Annotated in this window: 17 protein-coding genes; 12 read left to right on the top strand and 5 right to left on the bottom strand. The window is 63.3% G+C overall.

Annotated elements, in window-relative coordinates; translation table 11 throughout:
- Positions 1-269: 269 nt before the first annotated feature.
- Entirely contained in the window at positions 270-1,148 is an 879-nt protein-coding gene (locus V8324_RS18885) for a LysR family transcriptional regulator (RefSeq protein WP_336421457.1), read from the bottom strand.
- A gap of 104 nt (positions 1,149-1,252) precedes the next feature.
- Between V8324_RS18885 and V8324_RS18880 the strand changes: the two genes are divergently transcribed.
- From V8324_RS18880 to V8324_RS18860, 5 genes are all read left to right on the top strand, one after another.
- Positions 1,253-2,320, top strand: coding sequence for a D-cysteine desulfhydrase (locus tag V8324_RS18880; protein WP_442970581.1), 1,068 nt, complete (start codon positions 1,253-1,255; stop codon positions 2,318-2,320).
- A gap of 27 nt (positions 2,321-2,347) precedes the next feature.
- On the top strand, positions 2,348-3,217 hold the full coding sequence (locus V8324_RS18875; RefSeq protein WP_336421456.1) for an amino acid ABC transporter substrate-binding protein: 870 nt from the start codon (positions 2,348-2,350) through the stop codon (positions 3,215-3,217).
- 62 nt (positions 3,218-3,279) lie between these two features.
- Positions 3,280-3,996, top strand: coding sequence for an amino acid ABC transporter permease (locus V8324_RS18870; RefSeq protein ID WP_336421455.1), 717 nt, complete (start codon positions 3,280-3,282; stop codon positions 3,994-3,996).
- Positions 3,996-4,652 (top strand): amino acid ABC transporter permease, encoded by a 657-nt coding sequence (locus V8324_RS18865; protein ID WP_336421454.1) that lies wholly within the window; start codon positions 3,996-3,998, stop codon positions 4,650-4,652. Before V8324_RS18870 ends, V8324_RS18865 begins: the two co-directional genes overlap by 1 nt.
- Complete coding sequence (locus V8324_RS18860) at positions 4,649-5,377, top strand: amino acid ABC transporter ATP-binding protein (RefSeq protein ID WP_336421453.1); 729 nt, start codon at positions 4,649-4,651, stop codon at positions 5,375-5,377. Before V8324_RS18865 ends, V8324_RS18860 begins: the two co-directional genes overlap by 4 nt.
- Before the next feature lie 409 nt (positions 5,378-5,786).
- Here V8324_RS18860 and V8324_RS18855 read toward each other — a convergent pair whose 3' ends face one another.
- Both V8324_RS18855 and V8324_RS18850 read right to left on the bottom strand, forming a co-directional pair.
- On the bottom strand, positions 5,787-6,500 hold the full coding sequence (locus tag V8324_RS18855; protein WP_336421452.1) for a PA2778 family cysteine peptidase: 714 nt from the start codon (positions 6,498-6,500) through the stop codon (positions 5,787-5,789).
- A gap of 101 nt (positions 6,501-6,601) precedes the next feature.
- Positions 6,602-7,003 (bottom strand): PA2779 family protein, encoded by a 402-nt coding sequence (locus tag V8324_RS18850; RefSeq protein WP_336421451.1) that lies wholly within the window; start codon positions 7,001-7,003, stop codon positions 6,602-6,604.
- 648 nt (positions 7,004-7,651) lie between these two features.
- Here V8324_RS18850 and V8324_RS18845 point away from each other — a divergent pair.
- Positions 7,652-8,062 carry a metallopeptidase family protein gene (locus V8324_RS18845; protein ID WP_336421450.1) on the top strand — a complete coding sequence of 137 codons (411 nt, stop codon included), beginning with the start codon at positions 7,652-7,654 and terminating at the stop codon, positions 8,060-8,062.
- A 246-nt stretch (positions 8,063-8,308) separates the two neighbouring features.
- On the opposite strand, the gene V8324_RS18840 is transcribed toward V8324_RS18845, so the two are convergent.
- Positions 8,309-8,845 (bottom strand): putative glycolipid-binding domain-containing protein, encoded by a 537-nt coding sequence (locus tag V8324_RS18840; RefSeq protein WP_336421449.1) that lies wholly within the window; start codon positions 8,843-8,845, stop codon positions 8,309-8,311.
- A 545-nt stretch (positions 8,846-9,390) separates the two neighbouring features.
- On the opposite strand from V8324_RS18840, the gene V8324_RS18835 reads away from it, so the two are divergent.
- The 6 genes from V8324_RS18835 to V8324_RS18810 all read left to right on the top strand — a co-directional run bounded on the left by V8324_RS18835 (position 9,391) and on the right by V8324_RS18810 (position 15,182).
- The gene (locus V8324_RS18835) at positions 9,391-10,587 is read left to right on the top strand and encodes an ABC transporter substrate-binding protein (protein ID WP_336421448.1); all 1,197 of its coding nucleotides are present in this window, start codon (positions 9,391-9,393) and stop codon (positions 10,585-10,587) included.
- A gap of 93 nt (positions 10,588-10,680) precedes the next feature.
- The gene (locus V8324_RS18830) at positions 10,681-11,463 is read left to right on the top strand and encodes an ABC transporter ATP-binding protein (RefSeq protein ID WP_336421447.1); all 783 of its coding nucleotides are present in this window, start codon (positions 10,681-10,683) and stop codon (positions 11,461-11,463) included.
- Positions 11,460-12,167, top strand: a complete 708-nt coding sequence (locus V8324_RS18825) for an ABC transporter ATP-binding protein (protein ID WP_336421446.1) — start codon at positions 11,460-11,462, stop codon at positions 12,165-12,167. The genes V8324_RS18830 and V8324_RS18825 overlap by 4 nt, the downstream gene beginning before the upstream one ends.
- Positions 12,168-13,178 (top strand): branched-chain amino acid ABC transporter permease, encoded by a 1,011-nt coding sequence (locus V8324_RS18820; protein WP_336421445.1) that lies wholly within the window; start codon positions 12,168-12,170, stop codon positions 13,176-13,178. It begins immediately after the preceding gene.
- Positions 13,175-14,473 carry a branched-chain amino acid ABC transporter permease gene (locus V8324_RS18815; RefSeq protein ID WP_336421444.1) on the top strand — a complete coding sequence of 433 codons (1,299 nt, stop codon included), beginning with the start codon at positions 13,175-13,177 and terminating at the stop codon, positions 14,471-14,473. Before V8324_RS18820 ends, V8324_RS18815 begins: the two co-directional genes overlap by 4 nt.
- A gap of 550 nt (positions 14,474-15,023) precedes the next feature.
- Positions 15,024-15,182, top strand: a complete 159-nt coding sequence (locus tag V8324_RS18810; RefSeq protein ID WP_336421459.1) for a hypothetical protein — start codon at positions 15,024-15,026, stop codon at positions 15,180-15,182.
- Between the two features lie 512 nt (positions 15,183-15,694).
- Here V8324_RS18810 and V8324_RS18805 read toward each other — a convergent pair.
- On the bottom strand, positions 15,695-15,964 hold a 270-nt coding region (locus V8324_RS18805; RefSeq protein ID WP_336421443.1), incomplete at its 5' end, for a transposase.

The raw sequence follows: 15,964 nt of genomic DNA, 5'->3' as shown, positions 1-15,964 counted from the left end.
ATAATGCGCAAGCTCTTGGAGACCGCCAACGCGCTGGTCAAAGCTGACCGCATCGGGGTCGATAAAACCCCTTGCGCATGACGGATACTCAGGATGCAGACCTCTGCTCCGCGACGGTCAGGTCATTCGACCGTTTCCGATGTCCGTCTTGTCTGCGCGATTGACGCGTCTCGACGACCGGTTTCCGCGACCCTCGCAGGACATGCGTTGTCGGGTCCCAGCGTCATGCCCAAACGAGGAACTCTTGTCTGGCAACCGCGCCTTGATCCTCAGAGCCGCGACAAGACCCGCTGCGCCTGAATGTTCTGTTTTGCGAAGAACAAGCTGACATTGAGGGCGATCAGACCGAAATGGACCCCGAGATTGACGAGATTGCCTGATGCGATCTTCTGGAGACACATGCTGTGCGGGACCCAGGCCACGCCAGTCCCGGCTTCGGCCAATTGCAGCGCCGCGATGCTGAAGGCTGTTTCAACCGCGATGTGGCCTCCGTGATCGAGCATTGCGCTTTCGCCGCCGTTCCGGTCTACCAACTGCCCGAAGTGACTGTCCTCGGGATACCGGATAATGGCGAACCGGCCTCTCGGTTTGCCGTCGGTCCCTAGCCGGTGGCGCATTGGACCGCCGCAAACGGGAATGAGGGTATCGGGCATCCAGGTCCGGCGACCGATGCTGTCGTCGAAAGGAAGGCGCGGAAACCCCCTCGCCTCGTATATCATCAACAGGTCGGCGTCACCGCGCACGAAAAAAGACAAGCAGTCTTCGCGGTTCATGGTGCGCAAGCGCGTGGTCAAGGCTGGCTCGGCCTCATGCAGGGCGGCCAACGCGTCCGGTGTGATCCTTGCCGCAAGCGCGTGCTGGGTAACGAGCACGAGCCGCCCGCCGCCCGTGCCGCCGTCGCGCAGTCGGGCGCGCAGTGCTTCAATCCGCTGTATCGTCGCGCGGATCTCGGACCTGTTGGCGGCAAGAGCCGGATGCAGATCGATCCGGTTCGCCGACCTGTTCAGCAAGGGGATGCCGACCCAATTCTCGAAATTGCGGATGCGTCGCGAAAACGCCGGTTGGGTCACGTTGCGACGTGCCGCCGCCCGGGTCAGGTTGCCTTCCTCCAGAAGTGCGAGAACATCGTCGAAAAGTCGAGTATCCACCAATCAGCCATACATTTTATACGAGCACCCATAGATAGAAGCATTTTCTTGGCTTGAACAAGGCTGCTAAGCGTTAAAAAACACCTATGGAAAGGCTGCTTGCCATGAACGCAGTTCGTCATGCTTCTTCCGCTCAAACATCGGTTAAGGATCGCTGTGATGCCGTTCGACGCAAGCTGAATGGCTTCCCGCGCGTGTCGCTGGCCCATCTGCCCACCCCGCTGGAACCCATGGACCGGCTGAGCGCGCATCTGGGCGGGCCGCGCATCTGGGTCAAGCGCGACGACTGCACCGGGCTGTCGGGGGGCGGCAACAAGACCCGCAAACTGGAATTCCTGATGGCCGACGCGCTGGCGCAGCGCGCCGATTGCGTCATCACCCAAGGGGCAACCCAGTCCAACCATGCCCGCCAGACGGCGGCGGCGGCGGCGAAGCTGGGGCTGGCCTGCCATATCCTGCTGGAGGACCGGACGGGGTATGTCGACCCCGCCTATACGGACAACGGCAACGTGCTGCTCGACCGGCTGCATGGCGCCACGGTGGACCGCCGCCCCGGCGGCGCCGACATGGCCGCCGAGATGAAGACATTCGCCGAAAGGCTCCGCGCCGAGGGTCACCGCCCCTACATCATCCCCGGCGGCGGCTCGAACCCGGTGGGCGCGCTGGGCTATGTCAATTGCGCGATCGAGTTGCTGACCCAAGCTGCGGAAACGGAGCTTGATATCGACCACCTGGTGCACGCGACGGGCAGTTCCGGCACCCAGGCGGGGCTGGTGGCGGGCCTCGCGGCGGCCGAATCCGATCTCGATCTGCTGGGCATCGGCGTGCGCGCGCCGCAGGAAAAGCAGGAAACCATGGTCCACGACCTTGCACGCCGTACGATGGACCATCTGGGCGCGGGCTTCGAGATCCCGCGCGACCGGGTGCGGGCCAATTGCGATCATGTCGGCCCCGGCTACGGGTTGCCCACCGAGGCGATGCAGGAGGCGGTGCGGCTTCTGGCGCGGCTCGAAGGGCTGCTCTTCGACCCGGTCTATTCCGGCAAGGGGCTGGCGGGGCTGATCGATCTCGTGCAGCGCGGGGAATTCGGCGGCGCGCGTAACATCGCGTTCCTGCACACGGGCGGCAGCGCTGCGCTTTTCGGCTATCCCGATCTTTTCTCGTCGAACTGAAAACCAGACCATCAACAGGAGACCATGATGACGCATCTTCGACATATTCTTGCGAGCGCCGCGGCGCTCGCGACATTCGGCACCGCCGCCGTTGCGCAAGACATCACCCAAGGGCGGCTCGCCGCCATTGCCGAGCGCGGAAGCATCGTGCTGGGGCACCGCGAAAGCTCGGTTCCCTTCGCCTATCTCGACGAGAATCAGGCCCCCATCGGCTACAGCATCGACCTTTGCATGAAGGTGGTCGAAGCGGTCGAGGAAACGCTGGGCACGGATCTGGAGGTGCGTTTCGTGCCGGTCACGCCGCAGACGCGCATCGCCTTGATGGCGAATGGCACGATCGATCTGGAATGCGGATCGACCACCAACAACCTGACGCGGCAGGAGCAGGTCGAATACCTGCCCGTGACCTTCATCACCGGCACGCAGATCCTGACCCGCGTGGACAGCGGCATCAGTGGCATCGACGACATGGAAGGCAAGCGGATCGGTCTGGCGCAGGGCACCACGAACGAACGGGCCATCCAGGCCGAGATGGAGGCCCGCGGGCTCGATATCGACATCCTTCCGGTGCGCGACCATGCAGAGGGGATGCTCGCGCTGGAAACCGACCGCGTCGATGCCTATTCGACCGACCACATCCTGCTGCACGGGCTGATCGCCAAATCGCGCACGCCCGATGAATTCAAGGTCGTGGGCGATTTCCTGTCCTATGACCCCTACGCGCTGATGGTGCCCCGCAACGAAAGCGATTTCGAACTGGTGGGCAAGCGGGCCATGGCAGAGGTGTTCCGGTCGGGCGAGATCGACGAGATCTACGAACGCTGGTTCGGGCCGATGGGCGTGGAACAGTCGGACCTGCTGCGCGCGGCCTTCCGCCTGAACGCTCTGCCGCAGTAAACCGCACGTAGGACGGGGGCCATGCCGCCCCCGTCGTATACCGGCAGCAAGGGCGCATCACCATGGACTATAACTGGAACTGGGGCGTCCTGTTCACGGACCCCTATCTCGGCTGGCTGATCATGGGGGTGCAATGGACCTTTGCCGTGGCGCTGGCCGCCTGGGTGCTGGCGCTGGCCGTCGGCATCCTTGTCGGTGTCGGGCGCACGCTGCCCTCGCGCCCGATCTCGTTGATCTGCACCGCCTATGTGGAACTTTTCAGAAACGTCCCGCTGCTGGTGCAGATGTTCCTGTGGTATTTCGTGATGCCCGAACTGTTGCCCGAGGATACCGGCCGCTGGATCAAGCGCGACATGCCCAACCCGGAATACGTGACGGCGGTGGTCGCGCTGGGCCTGTATACCGCCAGCCGGATCGCCGAACAGGTGCGCGCGGGCATCAACGCCGTGGGCAGCGGGTTGACCAACGCGGCCTATGCCAACGGGTTCTCGGTCGGGCAGACCTATCGCTACATCCTGCTGCCGATCGCGTTCCGGCTGATCGTGCCGCCGATGACCTCCGAATTCCTGACGATCTTCAAGAACTCGTCGCTGGCGCTGACCATCGGGCTGCTGGAATTGACCGCGCAAAGCCAGCAGATCGCGGAATACACCTTCAACGGGTTCGAAGCCTATACGGCCGCCACGGTCATCTACGTGTGCATCGCGCTCATGGCGACCATCGTGATGCAGGTGGCCGAACGCTACACCCGCATTCCCGGCTACATGGGATCGAAGTGATGGGTGATTTCGATTTCGCCGTCATCGCGGGCAACCTGCCGTTCCTGTGGCAGGGCTTGCAGTTATCGCTTCTGCTGACCTTCCTCGCGGTGATCGGGGGCATCTTCTTCGGCACGATCCTGGCGCTGATGCGGCTGTCGGGCATCCTGCCGCTGTCGCTCGTGGCGGGGACCTACGTGAACCTGATCCGGTCGGTGCCGCTGATCCTCGTGATCTTCTGGTTCTACTTCCTTGTACCGCTGGCGCTGGGACGGCCCATCGGGAACTTCTATTCCGCGCTGATCGCCTTCACCCTCTTCGAGGCCGCCTATTTTTCGGAAATCATCCGGGCGGGGATCCAGTCGGTGCGCAAGGGGCAGGTTCACGCGGCGCAGGCCACCGGGCTGAACTACTGGCAGACCCAGCGACACATCGTTCTGCCACAGGCCTTCCGCAACATGATCCCGATCCTGGTGACCCAGGGCATCATCCTGTTCCAGGACACCAGCCTCGTCTTCGTGGTCTCGCTGCGGGACTTCATGACCGTCTCATCCATCATCGCCCGCACCGAGGGGCGTCTGGTAGAAATGTACATCTTCGCCGCCATTGTCTATTTCGCGATCTGCTTCGCGGGATCGCTGTTCGTGCGGCGGCTTCAGAAGGCCAGCACGACATGATCGAGATCGAGAACCTGTCGAAATGGTACGGCGACTTCCGAGTGCTGAACGATTGCAGCACGAAGGTCGCCTCGGGCGAAGTCGTGGTGGTCTGCGGGCCGTCCGGATCGGGCAAGTCCACGCTCATCAAGTGCGTGAACGGTCTGGAACCGGCGCAGAAGGGCCGCATCGCCGTGGACGGGATGGAGGTCATGGCGCGCGGCTCGGATCTGACCACGCTGCGCGCGCGGATCGGCATGGTTTTCCAGCATTTCGAACTTTATCCCCACATGACCGTGCGGGAAAACCTGTGCCTTGCCCAACAGAAGGTGCTGGGCCGCAGCAGGGACGAGGCCGTCGCCAAGGCCGAGGCGCTGCTGGTACGGGTCGGGTTGGCACAGCATATCGACAAGCATCCCGGCGCGCTGTCGGGCGGCCAGCAGCAGCGGGTCGCCATCAGCCGCGCCCTGGCGATGGACCCGATCGCGATGCTTTTCGATGAACCCACCTCCGCACTCGACCCCGAGATGATAAACGAAGTGCTGGACGTGATGGTGGAACTCGCAAGCGAGGGCATGACGATGATGGTCGTCACCCACGAGATGGGCTTCGCTCGCAAGGTGGCCAACCGCGTGGTATTCATGGATGCAGGCGCAATCGTGGAGGACCGGCCCACCGAACAATTCTTCGGCGCACCGGAAAGCAACCGCGCAAAGGATTTCCTGGGCAAGATCCTGAACCATTGAGTGGAACAGTCGAGATCGGCTGATTGGAGGCGTGACGGTCGCACGATGCGCACCCTGTCTCGCGGCATGAAGACCGTGTCATGTCGGCAAAGCCCATCCCTGGTGGCCAAGGTGAACATGAATACTGCGCCGGGCTCCGCTCCGTCGCCGCGTCGGGTCCAGGCGACCACGACGAAGACTGCAGGGCACGACGCCGACCGGAAAATTCGGGCCGGCTGGGGCGTGGTCCGGAGGAAGCCCGAGCAAATGCGCAAGGCGGGCACGTGCCGGATGTCGGACATATGCTTGGGGCGTGTTCTGCAGGTCGTGGCGATTGGCGCACATTCGAGTGCCCAAGGAGCGCACCATCAAACCACGGGGTCAAAAAGCACACGCGCGGCCCCAACCACGTGGCATCCTGATCGCGCGCTCAGGCGCCCTGTTCGTCGTCAATCTGCGCGAGGTTGTTGCGGGCGGCCTGCGCCGTCGGATCCAGCGTCAGCGCCTGCCGGAATGCACGGCGGGCTGCCGCAACCTCGCCTTGTCCATAAAGTGCATTTCCCAGGCCGAACGGCCAAAGCCAGCTTTCCGGCCACCGCGCGGCACCGCGCCGATAGGCGGTTTCAGCGGCGGTGAACTGGCCGACCCGTTCGAGGGCAGCGGCAGCACGAAGCAGCGTCGTCTCGTTGGCGCGGGCGGGATGTTGATCGGCAGGCAGCATGACCATGGCCCAGCGATCGCCACCATCCCAACTTTTCAGGAACGCGCGAAGTGGCATCCGCATCACGTCGCGCTGGCCCGAATGCAGCGTGACGACCTCCCGGTCGAGATCATAGCCCACGACGACGCCGTAATGCCAGACAGGCGCAATGGGCAGGCCAAGGTTCTGGAAGACGATCACGGGGTGGCCCGCCTCGAGCTCGGCCAGAAGGGCGGGGAATGTCCCGAGCGTGACCGCGATCTGCCCATGCCGCCGTGCCGCGCCAAGCATGTCGGCGAGATACGTGCCGCGCGCACCGGGCGTGAAGGACTGCCGCGCGATTTCGGCCTGCGTCACATCCTGTCCCGACCATTGCATCACCATGGCGAGCGATGCGGGGCCGCAGTGGAAATCGGCCTGCCGGATCAGCGGCACATCGGCCACGCCGGCCGTCCGGGTGATTTCGGCCGGCGGCGCGAGGAACGGTTCAGGCGCCGCACAAGCCGTGAGCGCCGCGCCCGCCAGCAAGGCCGGGACGAGACGTCTCAGCGAACGCAGCGGGTGAAATTGAACAGACGCGTCAGGCACAGAAGATCAGTGACCAGAAGGATGATGAAAACCGTTGCGATGGTGCCTGCAACGCTGGCCCCGGCGGAATTGTCCTCCATCTGGGCAATGGTCTTGCGGATCTCGGCGTCGGTCAGCGCGGCGATCCGGGCCTCGGCCTCGGCGGGATCGACGCCCTGACGCACAAGCTCGGCCCGCACATCGTCACGGCGAACCTCGGTCAACAACGCGGCGCGGCTGGTGGCGTCGACGTGGTCCGATATCGCGGTGTCGGTGGAAATCATCTCGGCCCGGGCCGTGCCGACATATTGCGTGGCAAGCACCAACTGGGCCGCGACGCCCAGCGCGACCGCCTGTCTTGCGATGTTCTCGAGGGCCATGGCTTTTCCTTTTTTCTTTCTGTTTCCCTTGACGTCATCCTTTTCCGTAAGTCACGCCATTGCAACATCTTCGGCGATCCATGGCAAAATTTCGCGTCACCCCGATCGCGGGCCAATGCAAGACTCCGCGCCCGTGCCGTGACTATCCCATGATCTGAAAGCCTGTCCCGATCACCTGCGATGTGTCGGCACTGACCGGTGTGGTGTCGCCGTTGCCGCTTGCGACGCGTGAACTTCGCGCGTGGAAAGCGAAGCCGCCCGCGCTGACGGTCCTGCCGCCCCGAAGCGCGGATCTGAACCTTGCGGTCCGCCATGACGGGCCAGTCAGCGTGACAGAAAGCCTGTCGGCAATCACCGGGGCTGCGTCGTGAGGTTCAATAGCGCGTCTCGTCCCGACAGGTCTTTGCCCGGCGAGAGGCGTACGGGCATGATCTGGTCGCGCTGGATGGCCGGCATGCTTCTGTGCTACCAGCTGCCATGATGACCGAAAAACTTGATGAGAGACTGGCCTTGGTACCGGATTGACGTATCCATGGCGCAGACGGGCACGATTTGCGACGCGCTCGGCGTGTGGCGACCGGATGATTGCGCCGTGCTCCGGCAGCGGCTGCGCGGTTCCGGACACATGACGGGCCGGGAGGAGATTGCATGACCGACGACTGGACGCCGCGCCTCGCCCCGGGGCTCGAGGACATCGCCGCGATGGCACGCGCGGCCCGCGCCGCCCTGCCTGAAGCCTATCGTCCGGCGGCGACAGAGGTGTCGCTGCGCGTCGAGGATTTCGCCCCCGACTCAATCCTCCAAGAGATGTCGATCCACGACGCGTTCGGCCTCACCGGGCTTTACGATGGCATTCCGCTGACCGAAAAATCGGTGATGGACCAGCCCCACGGTCCCGACACCATCTGGCTTTTCCGCCGCCCGATCCTCGACGAATGGGCCGATCGCGGCAATGTCGCCCTCGGCGCTCTCGTCGCGCATGTCTACGTGCATGAACTCGCCCACCATTTCGGCTGGTCCGACGCCGAGATCGCCGCCATCGACCCGTGGTGGGAGTGAGCGGACACCTCGCGGTCCTGTCGGTGCCCGGACCCGACCCGCGAACGGCGTCATCCCGGTGCACCAGCCCTCTTTCGCAATCATCGGGATCGACATCGCACGCGCGGAACGGAAAAACGGCCTTCCAACCACCCGCAACGCCGGCGAGGTCGCCATTGCGGATGTCATCCGCGCCGAAGATGGACCCGCTAGATCGACCGCCAAACAGGTGATCCCGGTCGCGTCCGGACCGACGACATGCGGGCCTTACGTCTGCGCAATCCATTGGCCGGTGTGCCTTTGAATGATGCCATGCCCGTCCACCACAAGATGCGATGTCCTGCCCGTGTCGGCATTCAGGCAGTCGTATTCCTCTTCCGCGATGCGCCGAAAGACGAGCGGCAACGGCGTCAGCCGGTCGTTTTCGAGATCCAGCCGTGCCACCATGATCTCGGCCTCGTCGCCAATGCCGAGCTTCAATCGGCGGATCGGCAAGGTCAGGGTCGCGGGCGTGAAGCCGAGATCGATATCCTCGGCGCCTGAGACGGCCGGGGCCGGTGTGCCATTCAACCGCCATGTATTATCGGGCGCCCGGCGCACGAAGATGCGGGATTTCGCACGAATTCTGGCGCGTCGCGTCGTGCCATCTCCCCGGGCACGGATGCGGTATGGCAGGATGTTGCCTTTGGCATCCGTCGACGACCCGTCGATCAGATATCCCCCCTCGGCATCGGCGAAGCGACAGGCGTCATTCCCGGGTTCGTCCTGCCTGACCCATACGACTGCATGTGCTCCTGCGATCATGGCATGTGCTCCCTCTATCCTGATATATTAACACGTCGAGATCTCCGCTGGCTATGAAATGCTGCATTCCGCATGCATGGTAGGGATGCCCGGTTGCATCACGGCATCCTGGGCGGTCGCTGCAAGACAGCTCGGGCCGTTGCTTGCCGGTCGGTCCAGCCGGTCGGATCTCCGCCGCCCCTGCGATCGCCAAGGCGTCTTCACGCTCGACCCCGAGGCAGCGCGCGGGTCGCGAACAGGCAAGACGCGGACAAACCGGTCTGATGCCGGCGCTTCAAATCTTCATGCCCTTTGTCCCACCCAACCCTTGCGTTTGCAGCATGGCGATTGCGGCAACGTTCGCCGAACCGGTAGTTCAGGCGCCCACCTGACCCCTGAATTTGATCCGGCCATTCGACGAGCCGTCAATGAACTTGGCCTGCCCCCACCGATCGCAAACCCTATACACGTGTAGCCCCTGAAATAACGATGGGTGGAAACATCAATTTTGATATGTATAATCTTTTCAATAACCAACAGACGTATACCAAAGGGGAGGTCTGAAAATGAGAAAACTGTCCGCCACACTTATGTCGGCCGCGGTATCGGCGGCCCTCGCGACGGGCGCCTTTGCGCAGGATCAGGTCAAGATCGGCATGATGCAGGGCTTCACCGGCCCGACCGAATCGCTGGTGAAACCAATGGCGCTGGGCGGCGAAATGGCGATCGAGGAGGTGTCGGACAGCGGCATGTTCCTCGGTGGCCGCGAGGTAATCTCGGTCCGCGGTGACAGCACCTGCATCGACGCCGCCGCCGCCACGGCCGCGGCCGAGCGGCTGGTGTCGTCCGAGGGCGTCCAAGGCATCAACGGGGCGACCTGCTCGGGGTCCACCACGGCGGTGCTCAACAACGTCGTGCGCGCCAACGGCATTGTCATGATCTCGCCCTCGGCGACCTCGCCGGCGCTGTCGACGATCGAAGACGGCGGCTATTTCTTTCGAACGGCCCCGTCGGACGCGCGCCAGGGCCAGATCATCGCCGACATACTTGACCGTCGTGGCATCGGATCGGCGGCGCTGACCTACACCAACAACGACTATGGCAAGGGTCTCGCCGACTCGATCCAGGGGGCCTTCGAGGCCAAGGGCGGTGAGATCACCGCGGTGACCGCACATGAGGACGGCAAGGCGGACTACTCGGCCGAGATCGGCACGCTGGCGTCGGCCGGCGGCGAGGTCCTGATCGTTGTCGGGTACCTCGACCAGGGCGGCAAGGGCATCATCCAGGCCTCTCTCGATACCGGCGCCTTCGGCAAGTTCGTGCTGCCGGACGGCATGGTCGGCGCGGCGCTGACCGATCACTTCGGCACCGCGCTGGACGGCTCCATCGGCACCAATCCGGGCACTGACAGCCCGGGCGCCGACATGCTGGCCGATCTGGCCGAGGGCCGCGACTTCAAGGGCGACGACCCTTACGTTCCCGAGGCCTATGACGCCTCGGCGCTGATCCTGCTCGCCATGCAGGCCGCCGATTCGACAGACAGCGCCGTCTACAAGGACCATGTGTTCGACGTCGCCAACGCCCCGGGCGAAAAGATCTACCCGGGCGAGCTTGCCAAGGGCCTCGAGATTCTGGCCGAGGGCGGCGAGATCGACTATGTCGGCGGCACCGCGCTGGAACTGGTCGAACCGGGCGAATCCGCTGGCAGCTTCCGCGAGACGGAGGTCAAGGGCGGCGAATTCGAAACGGTGATGTACCACTGAATGGATCGCCGGGCGACGTCCCGGCTTCGTGGGAACGGTTGGGCACCCTGGGTCCCAGCCGTTCCTTACTTTCCGGCAATCGGGATTGATTGAATGATTACGGTCGAAACCGTCGCCAAGAACTTTGGCGGCATCCGGGCGGTCGACGGCGTCTCGCTGTCGATCGAGAAGGGCTCGATCACGGGACTGATCGGCCCCAACGGGGCCGGCAAGACGACGCTGTTCAACATCATCGCGGGCGTCTTCCCGCCGTCCTCGGGCACCGTCTACCTTGATGGCGAGGATGTGACCGGCCTGCAGCCGCACGAACTGTTCCACAAGGGCCTTTTGCGCACCTTCCAGATCGCGCATGAATTCTCGACGTTGACCGTGCTTGAGAACCTGTTGGTCGTCCCCGGCGATCAGCCGGGCGAGCAGCTGCGCCATAGCTGGTTCAATTTCGCCCGCGTCAGGGAGGTCGAGGCGCAGAACCGCGCGCGGGCGCTGGAGGTGGTCGAATTCCTGGAGATCGACCACTTGAAGGACGAGCTTGCCGGCAATCTCTCGGGGGGCCAGAAGAAACTTCTGGAACTGGGCCGCACCATGATGGTGGATGCCAAGATCGTTTTTCTCGACGAGGTCGGGGCCGGCGTCAACCGCACCCTGTTGAAGACCATTGCCAAATCCATCCAGCGGCTCAACGAGGAACGCGGCTACACCTTCTGCCTGATCGAGCACGACATGGATTTCATCGCGCGCCTCTGCGACCCCGTCATCGTCATGGCAGACGGCAAGCTGCTCACCGAAGGAACCATCGAGGAGGTCAAGAACAACGAGGAGGTCATCGAGGCCTATCTCGGCACGGGCCGCAAGCGCGAGCGGAAGGCGCCGGCATGAGTTTCCTGAGCGCGACCGGCATGACCGGCGGATATGGCGGTGCCGACATCATCCATGATTGCACTATCACCGTGGAGCAGGGCGAAATCGCCGTGGTGGTCGGCCCGAACGGTGCCGGCAAGTCGACGGCGATGAAGGCGGTCTTCGGCATGCTCGCGCTGCGCGAGGGCACGGTCACGCTGGACGGCCGCGACATAACGGGCCTCGCGCCGCAGGATCGGGTGCCGCAAGGCATGGCCTTCGTCCCGCAGAACCGCAACGTCTTCGTCTCGCTGACCGTGGAAGATAACCTCGAGATGGGGGCGTTCATCCGCAACGACGACGAGATCGAGGACACGAAGGAGCAGGTCTTCAGCCTGTTCCCGATACTGGCCGAGAAACGCAACCAGCCGGCAGGCGAGCTCTCCGGCGGGCAGCGCCAGCAAGTGGCGGTCGGGCGTGCGCTGATGACGCGCCCGGACCTGTTGATGCTCGACGAGCCGACAGCCGGCGTCTCGCCCATCGTTATGGACGAGCTCTTCGACAAGATCCTCGAGATCGCCCGGACCGGCGTTGCCATCCTGATGGTCGAGCAGAACGCGCGTCAGGCGCTGGAAATCGCAGACCACGGCTTCGTCATGGTCCAGGGCCGCAACCGTTTCACCGACACGGGCGAAGCGCTTCTGGCCAACGAGGACGTGCGCCGGTCCTTCCTGGGGGGTTGAATGGAGATTCTTAACGCACTCGCACTGTTCGCCAACTTCGTCGTCGTTCCGGCGACGGCCTACGGCGCGCAGCTGGCCCTTGGGGCGCTCGGCGTCACGATCATCTTCGGGATCCTGAAATTCGCCAACTTCTCGCATGGCGAACTGATGTCGTTCGGGACCATGATCACGATCCTCGTAACATGGGTCCTTCAGGATATGGGCGTCGGCATCGCCCCCTTGCCGACCGCGCTGCTGGCCCTGCCGGTGGGTATATTGGCGGCGATCGGGGTCGCGTTGCTGACGGACCGCATGGTCTTCCGCTTCTATCGCCGGCAGCGGTCCAACCCGATCGTCTTCGCCATCGTCTCGGTCGGGGTGATGTTCGTGCTGGCCGGGCTGATCCGCATCACCATCGGACCCGCGGACCAGAGTTTCGCAGACGGCCAGCGATTCATCATCGGCGCGTTCGAGTCGCAAGCACTGCTTGGCCTCGACGAGGGCATCGCCATCAAGCAGACCCAGGTGATCACCGTCGTCGTCGCCCTTGTCGTGGTCGCCTGGCTGTTCTGGTTCCTGCAGAAGACGCGCTCGGGCAAGGCGATGCGGGCCTATTCGGACGACGAGGATCTCGCGCTGCTTTGCGGTATCAATCCCGAGCGCGTGGTGATGATCGCCTGGATCATCGCCGCAGCACTCGCGACGATCGCGGGCACGCTCTACGGTCTCGACAAGACCTACAAGCCGTTCATCTTCCTGCAGATCCTGCTGCCGATCTTCGCCGCAACCATTCTCGGCGGTATCGGTCAGCCGGTGGGCGCGATCCTGGGTGCCTTCATCGTCGCCTTCTCCGAGGTGATGGTGACCTACGCCTACAAGAGGTTCCTGGCCTATCTCGGCCCCGAGGGCTGGGCCCCGGACGGCCTCGTCCAGCTCTTGTCGACGGACTACAAGTTCGCGGTCTCCTTCATCATCCTGGTCGCGGTCCTGCTGATCCGGCCGACCGGCATCATCCGCGGGAAAGTGATATGACGCAGAGGGTTCTGCTTCTTTACGGCCTCATGGGCCTGGTGCTGATCATGGTCGGCTTCTATCAGAGCTGGAACGTCGCCTTCGGAATCTTCAATCTTTGCGTCATCTCCGCGGTGATGGCACTCGGCGTCAACATGCAGTGGGGCTATGCAGGCCTCTTCAATGTCGGCGTCATGGGCTTCACGGCGCTGGGCGGGCTGACGGCGGTGCTGGTCTCCATGCCGCCGGTCACCGATGCGTGGGCCGTTGCCGGCGGCGACCTCGCGTTGTCGCTCCTGAGCCTTGTCGCCACGGTGGCCGCCATCATCTTCGCGCGGCGCGCGGTCCCGAAGGCACTCAAGCTGCCAGTGACGCTGGTGCTGCTGGTGGCCGGCTATTTCATCATTGGGCAGTTCTTCCGCCCGGCGACCGACGCGATCGAAGCGATCGACCCCGCCTTGACCGGCTATCTCGGTGGTGCCGGGCTGCCGGTGCTTCTGGCCTGGCCGATCGGCGGTCTGGTCGCGGCCGGGGCGGGCTGGTTCATCGGGCGCATCGCGCTGGGGCTGCGCGCCGACTACCTGGCGATCGCCACGCTGGGCATTGCCGAGATCATCATCGCCGTCATCAAGTACGAGGAATGGCTGTCACGCGGCGTGAAGAACGTCACCGGCATCCCGCGCCCCGTCCCCTACGAGGTCGATCTGGTCGAGCAGGACTGGTTCATAGGGCTAGCCAATGTCTTTGGCGCCGCGGACCTGTCCGATGCCGCCAGCCTCTTCGTCAAGCTGTGCTACGCGGCGCTGTTCATCGCCGTGCTGGCGATCATCATGTGGTTCGCCGAACGCGCATTGCGCTCTCCTTGGGGACGAATGATGCGCGCCATCCGCGACAACCGCGACGCCGCCGCCGCCATGGGCAAGAACGTCAAGGCGCGTCATCTGCAGACTTTCGTGCTCGGCTGCTTCACCTGCGGCGTCGCGGGCGCGATGCTGACCACGCTCGAGGGTCAGCTCACGCCGACGAGCTATATCCCGCTCCGGTTCACCTTCCTCGTGTGGGTGATGGTGATCCTGGGCGGGTCCGGGAACAACTGGGGCGCCGTGCTGGGCGGCTTCATCATCTGGTTCCTCTGGGTCGAGGCCGAGCCTTTTGGCAACTGGTTCATGGCGACGGTGACGTGGCCACTGGGGGAAGACTCCGATCTCGCGCAGCACCTCGTCGGCGGGGCGGCATATATGCGCTACCTGATGATGGGGACGATCCTGCTTGTCGTCATGAGGTTCGCGCCGAAGGGCTTGATACCCGAACGGTAGCCTCGGATCGCCGACCGGCTGTCCCGACCCGGCGTCTCGCCGGGAAGCACGTTCAGGGCGCCAGCCACTTTGGTCTGGTCGGCTGAACGCCGGTGCTGCGACCGACCCGGAGCAAATGTTTCCGCAAGTGCATCGCGCGGCTTTTTCCACGAGGCGGTCGTCGTCGGTGAAAACCTTTCCGCGGCTTGCCTGAACGGCAGGCTATCTCGCCGGGCAGTTGTTATGATTTATTGCTGCGTGGCAGCAGGAATGTCTCTCAGAGCGCGCGCAGCGAGGAGTTGAGGCTTCTGGTTTGGGCTCTGAGCCGGCTTTCGTCGCATACGACACGAAAGGACGCTGTCGGGAAACGGACCAAATCTTGCCAAGCTCGCTCACTGCGCATTCCCAGAAGGTTTTTCGATGCGGGCCGCGGCGCGACGTGGGCGGCCGGGAGGTGGCGGCACGCGTTGACAAACCTCGGAAGGAGGAAGCCGCGGTGGTCTTGGATCAGGCTATGGGGAAGTGTTCGAACGGTCGGGGCGGCGGCTGCATCCGTGGCGGTCCACGGGGCGTGGGCGCGATATCCGGACGCGGCTGGATCGGCATCACCCCGCGCGGCGCTTGCGAGAGCGCCAGTGTCAGCCAGACATCCCTGCTGCCGCCATGGCTGACGCTACTGCTGGTTTCCGGCCTCATCCTCGCCAGCTGGCTGCGCGAGGGACGGCGTTGAGGTGGCGACAACTCTACTGGATAATTGTCCGAGGAGAGTTTGAATCGTCCGATTTCCTTGGCCAATCAAGCGCTACTTCGCTTATTGAAAAACCCAAAAGAACATGTATAAATCAATTATATTCAATGATTTTGGTCCCTTGAGAAAGGAGGATACCAGTTTCTCTGTTAACTTTTTTCAAAATCTGGGAAGTAAATGATGTCAGACAAATTATTATCAAGAGCTTGTACATCCGACAAGGAGAGCCGCAGAGCGGAAACAGAAAGAGGTTCGGTAGCCGGATCAAGAAACTCTCAGATACCTACCGCAGTTTTTGACAACGAGCAGATCTATTTGTTCCATGCCGGATGATCACATAGCCCCTCGGCGATCTGCCCTTTTCATGGCAAGATTGGTCNATACCTACCGCAGTTTTTGACAACGAGCAGATCTATTTGTTCCATGCCGGATGATCACATAGCCCCTCGGCGATCTGCCCTTTTCATGGCAAGATTGGTCCTTAGGGTCTGGACTCATAGCCAGTAGATGACGGTTGCGGCGAGTGCGATTGCTGAGAGGAAGACCTTCGGGCATCGGTCGTAGCGTGTCGCGACACGTCGCCAGTCCTTGAGCCTGCCGAACATGATCTCGATCCGGTTGCGACGTTTGTACCGGCGCTTGTCGTATTTCACGGTGGTCTTGCGCTGGTTGCGGCCCGGGATGCAGGCGCGTATCCCTTTGTCTTCCAACGCTTCTCTGAACCAGTCGGCGTCATAGCCGCGGTCCCCGAGCAGCCAGTCGAC

It is taken from the genome of Roseovarius sp. D22-M7, assembly GCF_037083785.1.
In the GTDB taxonomy this organism is placed as follows: domain Bacteria; phylum Pseudomonadota; class Alphaproteobacteria; order Rhodobacterales; family Rhodobacteraceae; genus Roseovarius.
The sequence above is the reverse complement of the archived record's forward strand: the minus strand, read 5'-3'. Positions and strand labels throughout refer to the sequence as shown.

Coding starts and splice junctions, on each gene's coding strand:
- V8324_RS18880 (WP_442970581.1), top strand. CDS start 1,253: ATGAACGCAGTTCGTCATGCTTCTTCCGCTCAAACATCGGTTAAGGAT.
- V8324_RS18875 (WP_336421456.1), top strand. CDS start 2,348: ATGACGCATCTTCGACATATTCTTGCGAGCGCCGCGGCGCTCGCGACA.
- V8324_RS18870 (WP_336421455.1), top strand. CDS start 3,280: ATGGACTATAACTGGAACTGGGGCGTCCTGTTCACGGACCCCTATCTC.
- V8324_RS18865 (WP_336421454.1), top strand. CDS start 3,996: ATGGGTGATTTCGATTTCGCCGTCATCGCGGGCAACCTGCCGTTCCTG.
- V8324_RS18860 (WP_336421453.1), top strand. CDS start 4,649: ATGATCGAGATCGAGAACCTGTCGAAATGGTACGGCGACTTCCGAGTG.
- V8324_RS18850 (WP_336421451.1), bottom strand. CDS start 7,003: ATGGCCCTCGAGAACATCGCAAGACAGGCGGTCGCGCTGGGCGTCGCG.
- V8324_RS18845 (WP_336421450.1), top strand. CDS start 7,652: ATGACCGACGACTGGACGCCGCGCCTCGCCCCGGGGCTCGAGGACATC.
- V8324_RS18840 (WP_336421449.1), bottom strand. CDS start 8,845: ATGATCGCAGGAGCACATGCAGTCGTATGGGTCAGGCAGGACGAACCC.
- V8324_RS18835 (WP_336421448.1), top strand. CDS start 9,391: ATGAGAAAACTGTCCGCCACACTTATGTCGGCCGCGGTATCGGCGGCC.
- V8324_RS18830 (WP_336421447.1), top strand. CDS start 10,681: ATGATTACGGTCGAAACCGTCGCCAAGAACTTTGGCGGCATCCGGGCG.
- V8324_RS18825 (WP_336421446.1), top strand. CDS start 11,460: ATGAGTTTCCTGAGCGCGACCGGCATGACCGGCGGATATGGCGGTGCC.
- V8324_RS18820 (WP_336421445.1), top strand. CDS start 12,168: ATGGAGATTCTTAACGCACTCGCACTGTTCGCCAACTTCGTCGTCGTT.
- V8324_RS18815 (WP_336421444.1), top strand. CDS start 13,175: ATGACGCAGAGGGTTCTGCTTCTTTACGGCCTCATGGGCCTGGTGCTG.